A 15,957-nucleotide genomic window follows, 5' to 3' on the forward strand; every position below is an offset into this window, starting at 1 on the left:
GAAGGTGAATGTACAAAGTACAGATAAAAAAATAGCCAACCGCAAAGAGTGCGATTGGCTTATATACTTGTGAACAAATTGAGTTCACTAACAACGTCAGTTGGCTAGGTGACCCTCGGCTTAAGAAGGGTCAGTCATACTAATGCAGTTAGTGTGCCAACTTTATAACCGCCTAAAAATCGCGGTTTCTGTGACATAGGTTGCCTAAAATCCCTCACTTATTGCAAAATGCAATTTCGTTTTGCAATTTGTAATTATAATGCTAATGATGAATTAATTAACTAGAGCAATCGTTTTTACAACATTACTAGGCTTGCTGTTCCTAAAAAAGCGAAGAAGCCGACCACATCTGTCACGGTAGTCAAAATGACGGAACCAGCTAAAGCAGGATCGAGTTTCAATTTATCCAGAACAATAGGGATCAAAACACCAAATAGGGCTGCCGTTATGATATTTACGATGATAGCTAATGCGATGGTGCCGCCCAGTACGGTTGATTGGAACCATAAACCCGCCAGCCCACCGATGATCAGCGCCCAAAGTAAGCCGTTCAAAGAACCAATACCAAGCTCGTTTTTCAAGAGTGCAAAACGGTTACCCGGAGTGATCTGGTTTAACGCCATAGCGCGAATCATAAGAGTAAGTGTCTGACTGCCCGCGATACCACCCATAGAGGCAACGATTGGCATGAGAACGGCGAGAGCAACCACTTGTGAAATTACGTCTTCAAACAACCCGATAGTGACAGAGGCTAAAATAGCGGTTAGCAAGTTGATGCCCAGCCAAACCCCACGCTTTTGAGAGCTTTTTAATACCGGAGCAAATAAGTCATCGCCTTCATCCATACCCGTACCAGCCATTAAACGCGCTTCGTATATTTCACGCTGCGTGCTTAATGCGAATTGCCAATCCACTTCACCTATTAAGGTTTGGTCGGTATCCGTTACTGGCAACGCTGGCAGGGGGCTATGCTCCAACGCTTCTACGGCCTCAGACAATTCCATTTTACTGTCGAGTACTGTGACGGTTTCTATCGCTAAGGTTTTAAGGCGAACGTCTTCCTCACTACGCAAGATTTCATAGTAGTTCACCGCGCCACGAAACTGTTTCTTACGGTTGATGAGATACACCTGCTGCGGTGTGTCGTAACTGTAACGCTCCATTAGGCGTCGAGCTTTGCCAACCGTGATATTAAAAGGGAGAGTGATGATCTTACGCTCAGCCCAGCGGCCAAGTTCTTCGTCTTCGTATTCGTTGGCTTGATCGTAGAGGTCGAGTTCATCTTTCTCAATCAACTCTAACGCTTCATTGATAAACTCTTCAGGCAGAGAATCCGCCCATTCGATCAGAGATAAGTTATCTAGCTTGGCTAAGGTAAGCTTTAGCTCAACTTCAGAAAGTGCTTCGATGATCGAAAGACGTACTTCTGCACGCATTTCTGTTAGTACATCGATGTGCAACTCCATAGGTAATGCGCGCCACAATCTCACACGATCATCGATCGGAAAGGCTTCGAGAATCAGCGCAACCGCACCGGGTTCGAGGCCGCATTCGATAGAATCATTGAGAGCGGTGATTTGCTCCGCTTCTTCTGCTTGGACAATTTGTTCAATTAGAGTGGAAAGGTCTTGAAACTTACTCAACGAGCACCCCGACAGTCAGATTATTCTTATAGGCAGCGGATCAAGGTACTCGAAAGTAGCAGAAAAACAATAGCCTATTCGTCAATAATCTGTAGGTAAGGTGAGACCAGTTGGCGAATGTTTACTTTTGCGCCAATACGAGCGGCGAGCAAGTACATACCACCGATTTTTCTGTGCAGGAATAGTGCATCCGCTGGTGGGGTGTGCCAGTACTCTTGTTCCATGCTTAGAATGGTGCCGGCTTCTCGGAGTTTCTGAGCTAGGCCACTGGCTTTGAAGTCGTAAGGTTCATCAACCAACATGGGTTCACACGCCATTTTAACTAAGTCGAGAATTGCTTGGCGCTGTGCTGGCAGGATGGTTTGGCTGAAGAAGCCAATCTGTTCAAGCGCGCCATTCAAGCCTTGTTCGTCATTATTCACGACAGATGCAAAGGCTTGGCGGTAGCCAGTACTAAATTGTTCGCTGTATTCGCGAGTCGCCCCAAAGTCTAGCAAGCCGATTTGACGAGTGTTTTCGATATATAAGTAGTTAGCAAAGTTTGGGTCGGTTTGTACCATCTTGAATTCGAACAGTTCTCTGAACAGTAATTCGAGTAGGCTATGCATGACAAAATCTCGCGTACTCTGATCATAATGTTCGATTTGCTCAATCGGGCTACCATCAATGAATTCCATCGCGAGAACGGAATCGGAGCAACTTTCAGTATGGATCTTTGGCACAACAAAATGAGGGTGCTCTTTCAAAGCATCATGATAACGAATGGCAAATTGCGCTTCTCGTGCGTAATCGGCTTCATCATGCAGTTGATTTTTCGCTTCTTCGAGCAGTCCTTTGTAGTCGACGGACTCCGGAATCAACCCAACGACTTTGAGTAGTGTACCGACATTATCGACGTCGCTATCGATACTTTTTCTTATGCCTGGATATTGCACTTTGACGGCTAGATTATCACCTGCATCGCTGTAGGCCTGATGGACTTGCCCGATTGAAGCGCTGGCAATAGGTTTGAAGTTAAAGGAGAGGAACTCGGTTTTCCAGTTGGCGCCAAGCGAACCTTCCATAACACCGTTCAGTTGCTTCGCTGGCATTGGGTCTGCGTTGGAGCGAAGACGGGAGAGAATATCTGCGAGTTCAGGTTCAAGTACATCACCAGCATCCATTGACAGCATTTGACCGAGCTTCATTGCAGCACCACGCAGATGGGCGAGCTGGTCGGTTAAGCGCGCAATGTTCTGCGGCGTCAGCAATAGGTCTTTAGCTTTTGGTTTGTTGCCTTTGGCAATCTGCTTGGTGCCTTCTGCAATTACGTTACCTGCGACACGGGTAGCAAGTGAAGCGAACTTGCTGAATCTTGAGATGCGATGTGTGGGTAGGCTTCTTTCCTTTGCCGACATGAATCTTCTCCGTTGTTTACTAACCAATTGTTATACGGGAAAAGTACGTGCTTGGATACAAATGAAAAGAAAACCGCCAGCGGAACTGGCGGTTTGTGAGTTTAGATAGAGTAGAAGAAGTACAGTTGAGACTTCATTCGGATGATGATCCCGCGAATCACATCTAAGAAGGCCATGAAGCCTATCGGTTTTTCACCGCTGACCCATGCGAGGCCAACAGAGCCCACAGGGATGTCGTAGCCTTCTGGCTCATCAATCTTAAGGCGAACAAAGTGGTGTTTGTTCTGCAAGTTCTTACCGGTTGTCACACGAACAGAGTCATCGAAGCCCATTAGGTTACCTTGTGATTCACCTGTTGCCTCAACAATGCCCTCGACAGTCGCTGAGAAGATCTTACCTGGATAAACCGAAGAGGAGAATTCCGCAGGTTGACCCGGTTTGATGTTACGAATCGCTTGGTGGTTCACTCGCATCAGTACGTACTTCTCGTTGGTGTACATATTAATACGCGGCATCGCCGATACACGCTGACCCTCACGGAGGATAAAGTTTGTCACAAAGCCATCGCTTGGTGCGTGCACTTTGGTGCTGTTTAAGTCCCATTGTGCTTTTGCAATTTGCTCATTGGCTTGGCGTAATTCTGCTTGCTTAGTCTCAACCGCTAACTCCGCTTTATGAATCGCCAACTTTGCACGTGAGATATCGACTTGTTTCTTCTTTATTTGAGATTCAAGCGTCAACACGTTATGGCGAGCCATATCGACAGTGCTCGATTGTTTATCAATATCGCTTTCCGTGATGGTGTTTTGCACCACTCGGTTTTGCTCAACATAACGATCGAGCATCTTTTTCTGCAATTTGTGGTCAACTTTCGCTGCTTCCAACTGACTCTTTGATGTTTCTAAATCTTGAACAAGCGCTTCATGGTTCGCTTCTTCTATGGCGATGTCACCTTTCGCTGTTGCCAGAGCCACTTTGGCAGAGTCCGCCGATACACGTGCTTGATTCAGTGCGATTTCATATTGCGTTGGGTCGAGTTCGTAAATGAGCTGACCTTTCTCAACTTGTTGATTTGGCTTGATGTATATGTGGTCAACTTTGCCCTTCACGTTAGTTGAATCTGGGCGCAATTGAACATGAGGAGATTGCACCACTGAACCGCCGGACAAATCCATCGGAGTGAAGTTAATCAAGCCCACCCATACGAACATCAGCCAACCCAAACCGCCAAGGTAAGCGAACGATTTGGTCGCTTTGTTCCAAGGCATACCGACTAAACGGAGCAGATAGATGAAGAGTGCCCATACCGCTAAACCTTCTAACATTATGCCTCCTCTTGTGGCTGTGTTTCTGTTTGCGGTTTACTTTTCCATGTATCACGCAGATTGATGATGGCTTTTTCCATATCAACGAATGCAAAGATCACGGCTAGCACCCATACCCAGTGCCAGACAAATCCTATCCAGGTGAGGGCAGTGATAAGCCCTATCTGATGATGGTCCTTGCTGTGCGCCTTATTAATAGGCAACTCATGGATTTTCCAAAAGCCGTAACACGCGCCTGCAACACTCGCGATTAAAACGACGGCAGCGACAACATGTAACGCAGTATCTGCGCCTGTTCCGACAAATGGGACACTCAGTAAACTCATTAAACACTCCTCTATCAAACTGTTGGCTTATTTTGAGCAGGAATTGAAATGGATGAGTCTTTGTGACACATTCAATCACTACAAGATGAATTTTGATGTGATTGGTTATGAAAACAGTTCGATTCATTCGCGCGATGGGCATTTTAAACATGCATAACCTTGCGTTATCTAAATACAATTTGACGTCTGATGAGCTTGGGATTCCGTCTTCAGTCTTCCATAACCCTATGACCTTGATTCCGTTGAAAGCGGTCAGTGAATGGTATCAACGGATTGAAAGGATGAGTGGTGATCCAGACGTAATATTGAATGTCAGCCGAGATATCGATTTGCAAAAACTTGGACCTGTTGGGCGTTGGTTGTTTTCTGGTAATGATCTAGCCAGCACGATTCGACGTGTGAACTATGGCGTGAGTAACCTTCAGTCTGGGGCGTTCTTTGCTGGAGCACAATCGGGCAAGATCATTAAGTGGACGTACGACAATCCCTTTATTGATACCAATATAAAGGTTCACGATAGTATTCGTAGCGCCATTTTTATGATTAAAATTCTTCGAGAATTTCTAGGTAAAGATTATAAACCGCTTCGCGTATTGGTTTCTGGTTCAAGGAAGAATCATTATTTGTATAAAGATTATTTCGGGTGCGATATCGATTGGAGCCAACCCAAGACAGAAATATGGATTAACGGTGATGACCGTCTTGCTTCTCGGCAGGTAACTCATCGTGAAGACAACCGTTTAGCGATGAGCTTTTCCGACTTGGATGACTTGCTCAATATGCCCGATCCAGAAGATGAACTGAAAGTGATATATGAAGTGGTGCACTACAGCAGTCATTACGGGTTACCAACGTTAGAGCGAGTGTCTTCTCTACTTGGTTTATCTGATCAGCAGTTTCAACGCCGTTTGCACAAATTAGGGCTCAACTTCTCGACGGTATCAGGCTATGTATTGAGTAATGTAGCGGCAGGGTTATTGAGCAAACGCGTGAGTATTGATGATATTTCTGTACGCCTTGGTTATACCAATGTGGCGAGTTTCAATCGCATGTTCAAAAAACATCGTGGGCTGACGCCAAAGCAGTACGCGGCGCGCCTAGAAAAATAGAGTGACAAATCATGTATTAACAAAAAGCCCTCTAGGTTGAGGGCTTTGGTTCTTCTATGTTGTTAAGCGCTTATTCTTCTGGACGCCAGCTGAGTGCGCTCGCAACGGCACCAATAGCCACCACGTCTTTTTGTTGATCGCTAAGCTCGGGAAGCATTTGCACTGCGATTGTACCGTTGGTTTGTACCGCAGCAATTTCTTGTGTGCCTTGCTTGAAGCTGTAACCCAATGGAATATCTACCGCCATCATTGAATCAGGGCTTGTGTGCACGGTTTCTACGTTGAAATGCGTGTTGCCAACGCGAACGCTGCCAGTCTCTTTCTTTTCTAGACTGATATCGATCAGTGCCGATTTTGGCTTCATTGCAAACTCACCGACTTTGACACCGTCTTGGGTGATTTGGCACGTGTAAGGGTCGTTTCCACCAAAATCAACACCCATGTAGTTCACTGACATACCGCCACCTGTGCAGCTCAGTAACCAGGTTTCGCCGCTGTCTACGCGAGTCACTTCTGCACCCATTGCGCCTTCTTTGAACGAGATGCGATTGAACCAGCTTGAGTTCGAAGCACTGCGCGAGTATTTACCTTTGTACTTACCGGCAAAATCAAATCGACCATCGGCTCCGAATCCCCAAAAATCGCCGTCGGTTTTTACCAACATTTCTGGTTGCGCTTTTACTGCATCAGTACGATCCATGACGGCAAGGCCACCACAGCCAACAAGGATTAGGGGAGCAAGTAGAGTAAGTTTCTTCATGTTTTTCATCGTTTATAGCTTCGTTACGTCTAAAGTTTGGTCGGTGAATTGGATGTTCTGAATGTCGTATAGCTCGTCAGTGCCTGTGCTAGGACACTCAATAGTTACATTCTTCGCTTTGATAACGATACATTCCGCCAGTTTGTGTGGCACGATGTAGGTGTTGATGCCTCCTTCACCGTAAATACTGTTATCTTTGTTGTTGCCTTCGAAGGTGTTGTCTTGATCGTTACCGATGACATTGATTGCTTGGTCGCCCACGATCTTTACCTTTGTGAGCCACTGAGATTTGTAGGTGTATGCTTCTACCAAACCGTCTTTGTTTGGTGCCATACGGAAGGTAGGCACTGTGCCTGGATTCGTCTTCTCCGTGTAGAGTTTGACGCCAGCAGAGTCGATGTTCGCGGTGTATTGCAAATATCCGTGGAATAAGCCGCTAATCCAATCAACCGCTTGCGGGTCTTGGCTTTGCATTTCCTCACGCGTTAAAGCTTGGTAGCCGTCTAGGCCTTGCCCGTTTGCTTTTGCTACACCCATGTAAGCTTCAAAAGCAGCAGCAAAATATTCATGAGAGTAAGAAGGGCCGGTTTGCTTAACATGTTCCGGGTCGAAGTCGTCCGACTCCCAATCTTCCCAGTCTCTTTGTGTAGGACGCCACACGGTGGGCTTGCCAGCTTGCATATCGGAATAGATACTCAGTGCATGTGCTTGAATGCCGTTTTGCAGTGACGAAGTCGACGCGTTAGGCGCAATGCCTTGCGCTTGAACCAAATGTAGAATCTCTTCAAAAGCAGCGTCTCGGTCAGCATGCTCACCCAGATTAGCGCAGTAATCGGCAAAGTTGCTCATGTAATGGCAATCGCCTTCAACGGTCAATTCGCGATACATTAAAGATTGACTGTTCATCAACCAGTTTGGTGTGTCTGCGCTGTTCATTAAGGTTGTTGCAATCGAATCGACAAGTGAATCTAAGTCCTCTTCGCTAAGTGCCATCATGTCTTCCACAAACTTCTCTAAAGAACTGGTATCAAAAGTGTGCGTTAGACCTGAATCAGCAATTGCGTGGTTCAACTTGCCTTGACGAATAAGCTCACTGACGAAAATTTTTGTCAGCATCTCATCATTTTGATCGTCGTTTTTAGTCAACATCAATGTCGCGTCACGTGCTGCTAGTGTCTTAGCGATGCGAGATTTGTCGGTACCGTATTTAGAATTCGGTTGGGTTGTGAGTAGGTGCTGGATAATTTTTGCGGCACGAAAGATTTTTTCATTGTTCACACCATCGTCAACCGCAACAATATGAAATGCATCATCATTGTTGGCTTCAGAAAGCGAGATTTTTACATAGTGGGTGAAGCCAGCATCAGCAGCTACCTTCAACTCAGTAGGAAACGCTGTAGAAACGACATTAGGGATGATAACGGTGCTCAATACTGGGGCTGGTGGCGTAGTCGTTGTCGATGTTTTCGAGCTGGAGTCACTACCACCGCAAGCCGTAAGGCTTACCGCGCACAATATTGCCAAAGGGGATAATTGAGCGAATTTCATTTTTTGTATTACTCACTGACTGAAGGTTCGCCCGAGAATCTATGAGTAACAGGAATTTCTGTCTATATGGGCAAATGAAGTCATAACTGTTGGGAATGAATTCTTGTAAGGTTTTTAATTCGACTAATCTAAAATAATAATGGATTTATATGTTAAATATGCATTAATTTTTAGCTTAAAAATCTTTTTAATCATAATTGTGTGGTTGGTAATTCCATTTCTGGTTTTATTAGCTGTGCGTGTTTTTATAAATGTATGGTTTGTAAGTGTTTGTAAGGCATTTCTTGTAGGAAAAAGTGTCAATAGAGTGGGTTGCACCCTACAAATCGGACGATATACTTCTTCTGTTTTATAGATGGAGTGAATAAATCATGGTTAGCAATAAAATCTTGCTCGTAGAGGATGACTCTGAGATCGCTCGACTAACCAAGATGTATCTAGAAGCAGAAGGCTATCTTGTCACTATTGTTGATGATGGCTTGAATGCGTTAGACAGCATCAAAGCGTTTAAACCTGATTTAGTCTTACTCGATCTTATGCTTCCCGGTAAAGACGGCGCGATGATTTGCCAAGAAGCGCGCGATTTTTATCAGGGCGTTATTATTGTGTTGACGGCAACTGATGATGAAATGAGTGAAGTTAGCTTGCTCAAATTCGGTGCTGACGATTACTTAACCAAGCCGATTAAAGGCAATATCCTTCTCGCTCGCATTGAAGCTGCTCTGCGTCGGTATCGTCGTCAAGTGGACATGGTTGAAACCGTGGAATTAAGCCGTTACGGAATTGACTTGTGTACTCGCCGTTCTAAAGCTTTTTATTTGGAACAAGATATAGACTTAACTGACTCTGAGTTTGAAATACTCGAACTGTTAATGCTTAACGTTGATAAACCTGTCTCGCGGGAATCTTGTTGTCGATTAGCAAGAGGCATCGAGTATTGCATTACTGATCGTTCGATTGATATGCGAATCTCTTCCTTAAGAAAGAAGTTTTCCAAAGCCCATATTCATACTGCCACCATTAAAACTGTCCGTAACCGAGGTTACATGCTGACGGGTAAATAACGATGTTCTCGACGTTTACTCGTTTATACGTAGGCATCATTTCTGGGTTAGCTCTGACGATCACTTTGTTTATTTTTATGGGCGAAGAGTTCATGCGTAAAACGGAAGTGGGGATATTTCTCGAAGACGGTGCTTACTTTGTTGAACAGTACATAGAGCAACGTGGGACAGAAGACTCGCTTTACAAAAATCTCACCGAAAACGGAAAACAAGATTTCTTTATCTTCGACCTGACTTTGCTTCATGATTGGGATGGCTCAGCACCGTGCCACCATTGCGAATTGTTGTATCACTTACAAGGTATTCCCGTTTATTTGGTTGATGATACGTTGTACGCCGCCGTTTTTCCTCTGCCCAACACATCAGAAAGCTTAGTCTTTAAAGAGAAAGGTGATTTTTTCAGTCCCGATATAGATTGGGACGAGGATTCAGAGATCATCTTCGTCGTAACATTGATTATCGCCGTGATTCTTAGCTTAGGCGTGATGGTTTATATTCCGGTTCGAAAGTTGGAAAATCAGATTCGTCATTTAACTGCGACTCAACAACAGTTTGGCGCGGGAGAACTGAGTAAGCGCGTTGAGCTTAAGGATTTCTCCGCTCCAATACGCGAATTGGCTTGTGGTTTTAATACCATGGCGGAAGACATTGAAAGACAGGTTCGACAGAGTGTGATTTTCACTCAAGCTATTCCTCATGAAGTGCGTACACCATTAAGCCGTATTCAGCTCGCGACCGATTTAGCACGACGTTGTGAGGGGGCGCAGCAAGCTGAATTGCATGATGATATTGAACGGTATGTCGACGTAGTCAACCATCTCACCTCCGATATTGTGATGTTATCTCGATTGAATTCGAATAATCATTTGATGAACGAAACGTATGAGTTGGTGCACTTACCTCAATGGCTAAAACATCGACTGCACTATCATGATTTAGGGGCAGTGCTGTCGTTGGCTGAAGAAGCAAAAGAAGACCCTATGATTGGTTTGCAACCGACGCTAGGAAATTTGGTTATTGATAACTTGCTGCAAAACGCCAAGCGATATGGTGACGGTAAAGTGACTGTGACGCTGAGACAGGTTGATCATTTTTGGATAGTTGATATTGAAGATGATGGACCTGGTATACCAGAAGAGAAAAGAGAGGAAATATTTTTGCCGTTTTCTCGATTGGATAAAAGCCGTAACGCTGATATCAAAGGATTCGGGTTGGGCCTCGCGATAACAACCAGCGCCGCGAGGCTGCTCCACTGGGATCTTTCTGTTGGAGAAAGTCATTTAGGTGGCGCGCGATTTACCGTGCTTATTCCGACCAGCGATTAGGGTAGGCTTGGCGGTAATCGGGCGATTGAATACCCTCATATAAATCGTTACACGGCTCAAGTGGGCCTACAACCGTTCGGTACGGTAATACGCCAGCCCAAACGGGAATATCCATGTCTTCTGAATCGTCGTTGACGCCAAAATTGCTTATTTTTACCGATGCTTCGGTCAGTGGAATACGCAGTAGCATGGTGGCTTTGAGTTCTTTCTCATTACTCAAACGAACTTCTTCGGTTCTCCCCGGAGCGATCTGTTCGATAAAGTGATTCAGTAACCTGTCTTTCTCTTGGTTATTCTCCACCATCTCAAATTGCCCAAAGACCACGGCACTACGATAATGCGCGCTATGGTGAAACGCACTTCGAGCTAATACCCAACCATCAAACAAAGTAAAGGTAAGGCACGTTTGCACTCCTTGTTTGAGTGAGCGTAACAATCGACTGTTGTTGGCACCATGGATATAAACGTAATCATCGACACGCCATGCCAACATGGGGATGACTACAGGGCCAGACTCGTTTGTTATTGCAATATGAGCGATCAGGCTTTCATCTATGATGGCGTGCAGTTTGCTAACATCAGAGACGGCTTTATGTACGCCTTTCTTAATTTCCGTTCTATTAGTATTGGATAACATTTTCTCTCCTTATTTGCTCACATGGACGAGCACTTGCTCCTCAATCTCTGATTGCAATGTAGCGTTTAACTGGTAACTTAAAGATAACCAGTTTTAACTAATGGATGGATCCAGTTTGTCTTTGATTGATATCGGTGACCTGCATTTAAAAGAAAGTGATGGAACGCGTCAGCAAGCGTTGTTTTTTGCAATCCGCGAGAAGATTGTTCAAGGGTTGTGGGCGAAGAATGGGAAATTACCCTCTACACGAAAGCTATCACAAGAGCTTAACCTTAGTCGGAATACCGTAATTTCAGCCTACGAGCAGTTAGTGGCGGAAGGGTACTTGAACAGTCAGAAAGGTTCGGGTTTTTATGTTGCCGTCGAACTGCCGGAGCAGTATCTACCTGAACCTAGTTCAATCAAGACGGACTCTTCACCGAAAAACAACTTTGACATCAACCGCGCATTTGCACCGGGTGTGCCTGATTTGGAAGCGTTTCCGATGGCGCAATGGCAAAAGTTACTTGCTCGCCATCTCTCCCGATCCTGTTTGCTCGGCAATCAAGATATTCAGGGCAGTTGGGTATTACGCTGTGCTTTAGCTGACTACCTTGCATCAAGCCGCTCAGTGAATTGCTCCCCAGAGCGCATCATTATTACCTCTGGGGCTCAGCAAGCGTTGTCGATTGCGACGATGGTTGTTCTCAAGCAAAGTGATAAGGTTCTGATGGAGCAACCGGGCTACGCACAAATGCGTAAGTTGATTCAATTTCAGCAGTATCAATTTGAGCCTTTGTTCGTACGAGAGAAACTAGGTTTTGATGTGGAAGCGGTGACCACAAGTGATGCCAATGCGCTGTATATCACCCCAAGCAATCAATATCCGATGGGCACCACACTCAATACCGAGCAAAGAGGAAAGATCATCAACTGGGCAGTTGAGCAATCACGTTGGATCATCGAGGACGATTATGACAGCGAATTCCAGTTTGCTCATCGCCCCTATACCAGCCTACAAGGGCTAGCGGCTCAAATGGGTCGAGATGATCGCGTGTTGTATGTGGGTTCTTTCAGTAAAGTGATGTTTAACGGCCTGCGGCTTGGCTACCTTGTGGTTCCTGAACGTTTAGTGGAACAATGTTTGGTGGTTAAAGATGCGTTAAGTGGTGATTCACCTACGCACGCACAAGAAGCGTTGGCAGATTTTATCACTGAAGGTGGGTTATTGCGTCATATCCGAAAAATGCGCCGACTGTACAAAATTAAGCATGAACAAATGTGTTTGGCGGTTGAAAAGCACTTTGGCGATAGAGTTGCGGTGATCAGTCAGGCTGCTGGTCTCCATATTACTTTAAAGTGGCAGCAGGGAATTGATGAACATGAATGGACGCAGCGCGCTCAGTTAAAAGGTATTGTGCTGCGTCCGATGAGTTTTTATGAGCATTCAGGTTTTAAAACGCGAGATTGGCAAGGCGCTGTACTAGGCTATGGCAATGTCGCGTTAGTAGATATTGATGCGTTGGTTGAGCAACTCTCTCAGTTGTTTGAATAAGGAGTAGGGTCTTATTCAGTTACCCGTCTAGTGTGCTTTTTTCGCCATTGCCTCCACGGTAAAGAGAGCACGGCAAAAATAGTAACGGCGTAGAGCATAGACCAACCCAAACAAATGAATACTGCTGTACACAGTACAAGAGAAATTCCCGCGAGGATCTTTCCCCAACCTTGTAGCAATTTGTAAGCAGCAAGCATTGCCAATAGATAGACCAGAACAAAAATACCATTCGCGAGTTTGAGGAAAAACTCCAGATCTAAACCAGATAGTGACCCAATAACGCACGAAACTAGCAAAATAACCCCAACAACGAGAGTGGCATTTGCTGGAACGCCTCGAACCGACACTCTCGCGATAGCGCTGGTTGGCTTGTGTTCTCTTGCTTGCGCCCATACCATTCGAGAAAGGCTTTGCGTATAAAGGTTTACGCTGGCAAAGCATGCAGAAAAGCCAACCACGCTGATTATCCATTTAGCGTTTTCACCAAATAGGTGGGCGCTCAGCCAAGGGATCGATGCACTATCGAATTGGGCATTGCCGTAAGCACCAAATTTTAGAATGACGACCGAACATGCCCAGTAAGTGATTCCTGCAACAAAACAACCAACGATGATGGCAATCGGGAAGTCCCGTTGTGGGTTCTTAAACTCTTCGCCCATATGAGCAAAAGCTTCTATTCCAACAAAACACCAGAACATCACGCCCAAAGCCGCTGCAATCGACCAAGTTGAATCCATCGTAATGACAGGCATGGTTAAATCGGCAGAACCAACATCGCCTTTCCACAGAAATGCACCGACCAGAGCAAAAATGCTCAGTGCGATAATGGTTTGTAAGCGACCTGATGATTTAGTGCCGAGCAAGTTGACCACCATTAACAGAGCAACCGTGAGAATTTGAGCGAAAAGGTGATTACTAATGGACTCTGGTAACAGTTGTTGTAAAAAGCCTGCAGCAAGTGCGACAGCAGCAGGAACACCAACAGGAATGACGCTAACAAATAACCACGCTACGCTGCTTTCTAGCTTACTATTAAAGGCTTTACGGACGAAAAATGCTGTACCACCAGCACTTGGATAGCGTTTGCCTAACTGAGCGAAGGTAAGCGCGATAGGGCAAATGGCAATGAATAAAATAATCCAAGCCCAAAGTGAGAAGTGACCTGCAATGCCAGCGGCAATCGCTGGGATCATAAATAGACCCGTGCCCATTAAGGTAGTTGAGAGCTGACCGATTCCGGATATCAGCGTAATGTCTTTTTTGAGTTGTTCCATAACGACCTCTGAACGTCTAGGTAATGCGAGCCACAAGCATATCTAAATTCTGCACAGCAAAATGATGTTGTCGACCGTCAAAATGACGGTTGTTTTGCCGATAAACCGCAAATTGTCGGTTTTCAATAAGTTGTAATTGAGTAGAATGGCAAAATTAAGGAAAGCTTGGTGATGTTATGGACAAATTTGATCATCAGATCATAGACCTATTACGGCAGAACGCCCGTCTCTCTATTACTGAAATCTCAGAGCAAGTTAGCCTGTCACGTTCAGCTGTGACAGCTCGGATCAAAAAGCTTGAAAATGACCAAGTCATCCTTGGCTATCATGCCGATATTGCGATATCTAAAGAGTCGACGATTTGTGCTTACATGGCACTCAAATTTGATACCTCCGCTTCTAGCCATCATTGCGACAATTACGCTAATGACCTGTATAAAATCGATGGTGTTAAATGGTGTCACGCTATTAGTGGTGAAACCGATATGATGCTGTTTGTCGAAGTGCCTAATATCGCGCGTCTCAACGAGATTCGAGATTATATCCAAAGCTATCCAGAGCTTCGTAACGTGATGACACATACCGTGTTAACGGAGTTTTTCAATACCACAGGGAGTAAGTTTGTAAAATGAACGAAAAAGACATCGTCCTCAATTTCTGGAACGTAATGGCAAGCAATGACTTCTATGCGGCGGCAGAGTGTTTGTCAGCTGACTGCGCCGTGATTTGGCCATTAACTAAAGAAGTGATTCGAGGTAGAAAAAACTTTGCAGAGCTCAATTCAGCTTATCCTGCGGACGGGAAATGGACCTTTACTATCGAACGCATCGTGGCTGATGCTGATCAAGTCGTTACCGATGTGATCGTTAGCGATGGTGTACGTTCGGATAGGGTAATTACTTTTCATACTGTCCGTGATGGCCTGATTTGCAAACAAGTGGAATACTGGCCGGAAGATTACGCCGCGGCAGATTGGCGTGCTCAATGGGTTGAGCGTGCTGAATAACATCAACCTGAATCTACTGCGCTCTTTACATGTCCTACTTGAAGAGTGCCATGTGAGCAGAACTGCTGAGCGTTTGTACATCACCCAATCGGCGGTAAGCCGTCAATTAGCGCAGTTACGTGAATTGTGCGGCGATCCTTTATTGGTTCGACAGGGTAACCAACTGATTCCAACACCAAGAGCATTGCTTCTAAAAGAGAAGTTAGATGACTTGTTAGCGGAATTCGACCATCTTCTCGATGACAAGCCTTTTGAACCTGAGGATTGGAAAGCGGAGTTAGTATTTGCATCTAGTGATTATGTCGCCCAATACGTCCTCCCTGATATTGCCTCTCATCTGAGTGGCTTTGCTCCTCAGTTAGATATGGCGTACCGACTGTGGCAGCCAGATTTTCTAGATAAGCTTCATGAAACTGGTATTCATATCGCGTCTTCCATGTATCCAGAGAAGCCTCAGGGTGTATCTAGTGTGAAGATTGGTGAAGACTCATCAGTTTGTTTGATGAAAGCTTCTCATCCGTTAGCAAAGCAAGACAGTATCAGTGTTGAAGATTTAATTTCTTACTCCCACATTAAAGTTACGGGGGGTGGGGACAAAGATTCGTACACCGACTTAGCATTAAGAGAACTAGGGCAAACACGTCATATTACGTTCAAGGTGCCTTTCTTCTCTGCTGCCATCAATCGCTTAGTTTCTAGTGAACATCTGATGGTGGTTCCAGAGCATATTGCGGTCAATCTTGCGAAGCATTGGGACTTAGCCCATAAAGCACTGCCTCTCGAAACGCCTATTCATCAGTATTGGTTAATGTGGCATCCAAAATACGATACCGATCCAGCGCATAAATGGGTGCGCGAAGAGATTCGTTTGGTCATGCAGATCTCAGAGTATTCCATCCGATAATAAATGCCTTATTAGGTTATGATTTGAAATCATGATTAGTATGAAAAACTTTGATTTCTAATTATACCTGTTCCGTTGATAGATTAGCGCCAAAGAGGGGAGATT

15 protein-coding genes are annotated in these 15,957 nt (G+C 45.1%); 7 read left to right on the forward strand and 8 right to left on the reverse strand.

The features are described 5' to 3' along the window. Positions 1 to 296: 296 nt before the first annotated feature. The 4 genes from ATB76_RS02215 to ATB76_RS02230 all read right to left on the reverse strand — a co-directional run bounded on the left by ATB76_RS02215 (position 297) and on the right by ATB76_RS02230 (position 4,691). On the reverse strand, positions 297 to 1,643 hold the full coding sequence (locus tag ATB76_RS02215; RefSeq protein WP_038867331.1) for a magnesium transporter: 1,347 nt from the start codon (positions 1,641 to 1,643) through the stop codon (positions 297 to 299). Positions 1,644 to 1,717: 74 nt separating this feature from the next. Next, positions 1,718 to 3,040, reverse strand: coding sequence for an AarF/ABC1/UbiB kinase family protein (locus ATB76_RS02220; protein WP_061034513.1), 1,323 nt, complete (start codon positions 3,038 to 3,040; stop codon positions 1,718 to 1,720). A gap of 101 nt (positions 3,041 to 3,141) precedes the next feature. Then, a complete protein-coding gene (locus ATB76_RS02225; protein ID WP_061034514.1) occupies positions 3,142 to 4,365 on the reverse strand; it encodes a biotin/lipoyl-binding protein in 1,224 nt (407 codons plus the stop codon). Beyond that, on the reverse strand, positions 4,365 to 4,691 hold the full coding sequence (locus tag ATB76_RS02230; protein WP_005433326.1) for an MFS transporter: 327 nt from the start codon (positions 4,689 to 4,691) through the stop codon (positions 4,365 to 4,367). Before ATB76_RS02230 ends, ATB76_RS02225 begins: the two co-directional genes overlap by 1 nt. Positions 4,692 to 4,798: 107 nt before the next feature. Here ATB76_RS02230 and ATB76_RS02235 point away from each other — a divergent pair, with 107 nt between their 5' ends. Then, the gene (locus ATB76_RS02235; RefSeq protein ID WP_061034515.1) at positions 4,799 to 5,800 is read left to right on the forward strand and encodes an AraC family transcriptional regulator; all 1,002 of its coding nucleotides are present in this window, start codon (positions 4,799 to 4,801) and stop codon (positions 5,798 to 5,800) included. A 70-nt stretch (positions 5,801 to 5,870) separates the two neighbouring features. Here the strand turns inward: ATB76_RS02235 and ATB76_RS02240 are convergent, their stop codons facing one another. Then, positions 5,871 to 6,560 (reverse strand): hypothetical protein, encoded by a 690-nt coding sequence (locus ATB76_RS02240; RefSeq protein ID WP_061034755.1) that lies wholly within the window; start codon positions 6,558 to 6,560, stop codon positions 5,871 to 5,873. Positions 6,561 to 6,572: 12 nt separating this feature from the next. Beyond that, a complete protein-coding gene (locus ATB76_RS02245) occupies positions 6,573 to 8,108 on the reverse strand; it encodes a hypothetical protein (RefSeq protein WP_061034516.1) in 1,536 nt (511 codons plus the stop codon). A gap of 371 nt (positions 8,109 to 8,479) precedes the next feature. On the opposite strand from ATB76_RS02245, the gene ATB76_RS02250 reads away from it, so the two are divergent. Next, positions 8,480 to 9,172 carry a response regulator transcription factor gene (locus ATB76_RS02250; protein ID WP_038867340.1) on the forward strand — a complete coding sequence of 231 codons (693 nt, stop codon included), beginning with the start codon at positions 8,480 to 8,482 and terminating at the stop codon, positions 9,170 to 9,172. A gap of 2 nt (positions 9,173 to 9,174) precedes the next feature. After that, positions 9,175 to 10,497, forward strand: a complete 1,323-nt coding sequence (locus ATB76_RS02255; RefSeq protein WP_061034517.1) for an ATP-binding protein — start codon at positions 9,175 to 9,177, stop codon at positions 10,495 to 10,497. On the opposite strand, the gene ATB76_RS02260 is transcribed toward ATB76_RS02255, so the two are convergent. Further along, entirely contained in the window at positions 10,478 to 11,134 is a 657-nt protein-coding gene (locus ATB76_RS02260; RefSeq protein WP_038867344.1) for a pyridoxamine 5'-phosphate oxidase family protein, read from the reverse strand. The genes ATB76_RS02255 and ATB76_RS02260 overlap by 20 nt on opposite strands. Positions 11,135 to 11,234: 100 nt before the next feature. Between ATB76_RS02260 and ATB76_RS02265 the strand changes: the two genes are divergently transcribed. Beyond that, on the forward strand, positions 11,235 to 12,668 hold the full coding sequence (locus ATB76_RS02265; RefSeq protein WP_061034518.1) for a PLP-dependent aminotransferase family protein: 1,434 nt from the start codon (positions 11,235 to 11,237) through the stop codon (positions 12,666 to 12,668). 11 nt (positions 12,669 to 12,679) lie between these two features. On the opposite strand, the gene yjeH is transcribed toward ATB76_RS02265, so the two are convergent. Continuing rightward, a complete protein-coding gene (gene yjeH, locus ATB76_RS02270; protein ID WP_038877647.1) occupies positions 12,680 to 13,942 on the reverse strand; it encodes an L-methionine/branched-chain amino acid transporter in 1,263 nt (420 codons plus the stop codon). A gap of 176 nt (positions 13,943 to 14,118) precedes the next feature. Here yjeH and ATB76_RS02275 point away from each other — a divergent pair, with 176 nt between their 5' ends. From ATB76_RS02275 to ATB76_RS02285, 3 genes are read left to right on the forward strand one after another with little or no spacing between them, the layout of a single operon-like run. Continuing rightward, positions 14,119 to 14,574, forward strand: a complete 456-nt coding sequence (locus ATB76_RS02275) for an Lrp/AsnC family transcriptional regulator (protein WP_038877644.1) — start codon at positions 14,119 to 14,121, stop codon at positions 14,572 to 14,574. Then, positions 14,571 to 14,948, forward strand: coding sequence for a nuclear transport factor 2 family protein (locus ATB76_RS02280; RefSeq protein WP_038877641.1), 378 nt, complete (start codon positions 14,571 to 14,573; stop codon positions 14,946 to 14,948). Before ATB76_RS02275 ends, ATB76_RS02280 begins: the two co-directional genes overlap by 4 nt. Further along, the gene (locus ATB76_RS02285) at positions 14,938 to 15,852 is read left to right on the forward strand and encodes a LysR family transcriptional regulator (protein WP_061034519.1); all 915 of its coding nucleotides are present in this window, start codon (positions 14,938 to 14,940) and stop codon (positions 15,850 to 15,852) included. The genes ATB76_RS02280 and ATB76_RS02285 overlap by 11 nt, the downstream gene beginning before the upstream one ends. The last annotated feature ends 105 nt before the right edge of the window (positions 15,853 to 15,957 follow it).

This window comes from Vibrio sp. MOR3 (assembly GCF_001557775.1).
Lineage (GTDB): Bacteria > Pseudomonadota > Gammaproteobacteria > Enterobacterales > Vibrionaceae > Vibrio > Vibrio jasicida.

What these genes read in the sequence shown, in the direction of transcription:
- ATB76_RS02220 (WP_061034513.1), bottom strand. Translation starts at nt 3,040, where the DNA reads ATGTCGGCAAAGGAAAGAAGCCTACCCACACATCGCATCTCAAGATTC.
- ATB76_RS02225 (WP_061034514.1), bottom strand. Translation starts at nt 4,365, where the DNA reads ATGTTAGAAGGTTTAGCGGTATGGGCACTCTTCATCTATCTGCTCCGT.
- ATB76_RS02230 (WP_005433326.1), bottom strand. Translation starts at nt 4,691, where the DNA reads ATGAGTTTACTGAGTGTCCCATTTGTCGGAACAGGCGCAGATACTGCG.
- ATB76_RS02235 (WP_061034515.1), top strand. Translation starts at nt 4,799, where the DNA reads ATGAAAACAGTTCGATTCATTCGCGCGATGGGCATTTTAAACATGCAT.
- ATB76_RS02240 (WP_061034755.1), bottom strand. Translation starts at nt 6,560, where the DNA reads ATGAAGAAACTTACTCTACTTGCTCCCCTAATCCTTGTTGGCTGTGGT.
- ATB76_RS02245 (WP_061034516.1), bottom strand. Translation starts at nt 8,108, where the DNA reads ATGAAATTCGCTCAATTATCCCCTTTGGCAATATTGTGCGCGGTAAGC.
- ATB76_RS02250 (WP_038867340.1), top strand. Translation starts at nt 8,480, where the DNA reads ATGGTTAGCAATAAAATCTTGCTCGTAGAGGATGACTCTGAGATCGCT.
- ATB76_RS02255 (WP_061034517.1), top strand. Translation starts at nt 9,175, where the DNA reads ATGTTCTCGACGTTTACTCGTTTATACGTAGGCATCATTTCTGGGTTA.
- ATB76_RS02260 (WP_038867344.1), bottom strand. Translation starts at nt 11,134, where the DNA reads ATGTTATCCAATACTAATAGAACGGAAATTAAGAAAGGCGTACATAAA.
- ATB76_RS02265 (WP_061034518.1), top strand. Translation starts at nt 11,235, where the DNA reads ATGGATGGATCCAGTTTGTCTTTGATTGATATCGGTGACCTGCATTTA.
- yjeH (WP_038877647.1), bottom strand. Translation starts at nt 13,942, where the DNA reads ATGGAACAACTCAAAAAAGACATTACGCTGATATCCGGAATCGGTCAG.
- ATB76_RS02275 (WP_038877644.1), top strand. Translation starts at nt 14,119, where the DNA reads ATGGACAAATTTGATCATCAGATCATAGACCTATTACGGCAGAACGCC.
- ATB76_RS02280 (WP_038877641.1), top strand. Translation starts at nt 14,571, where the DNA reads ATGAACGAAAAAGACATCGTCCTCAATTTCTGGAACGTAATGGCAAGC.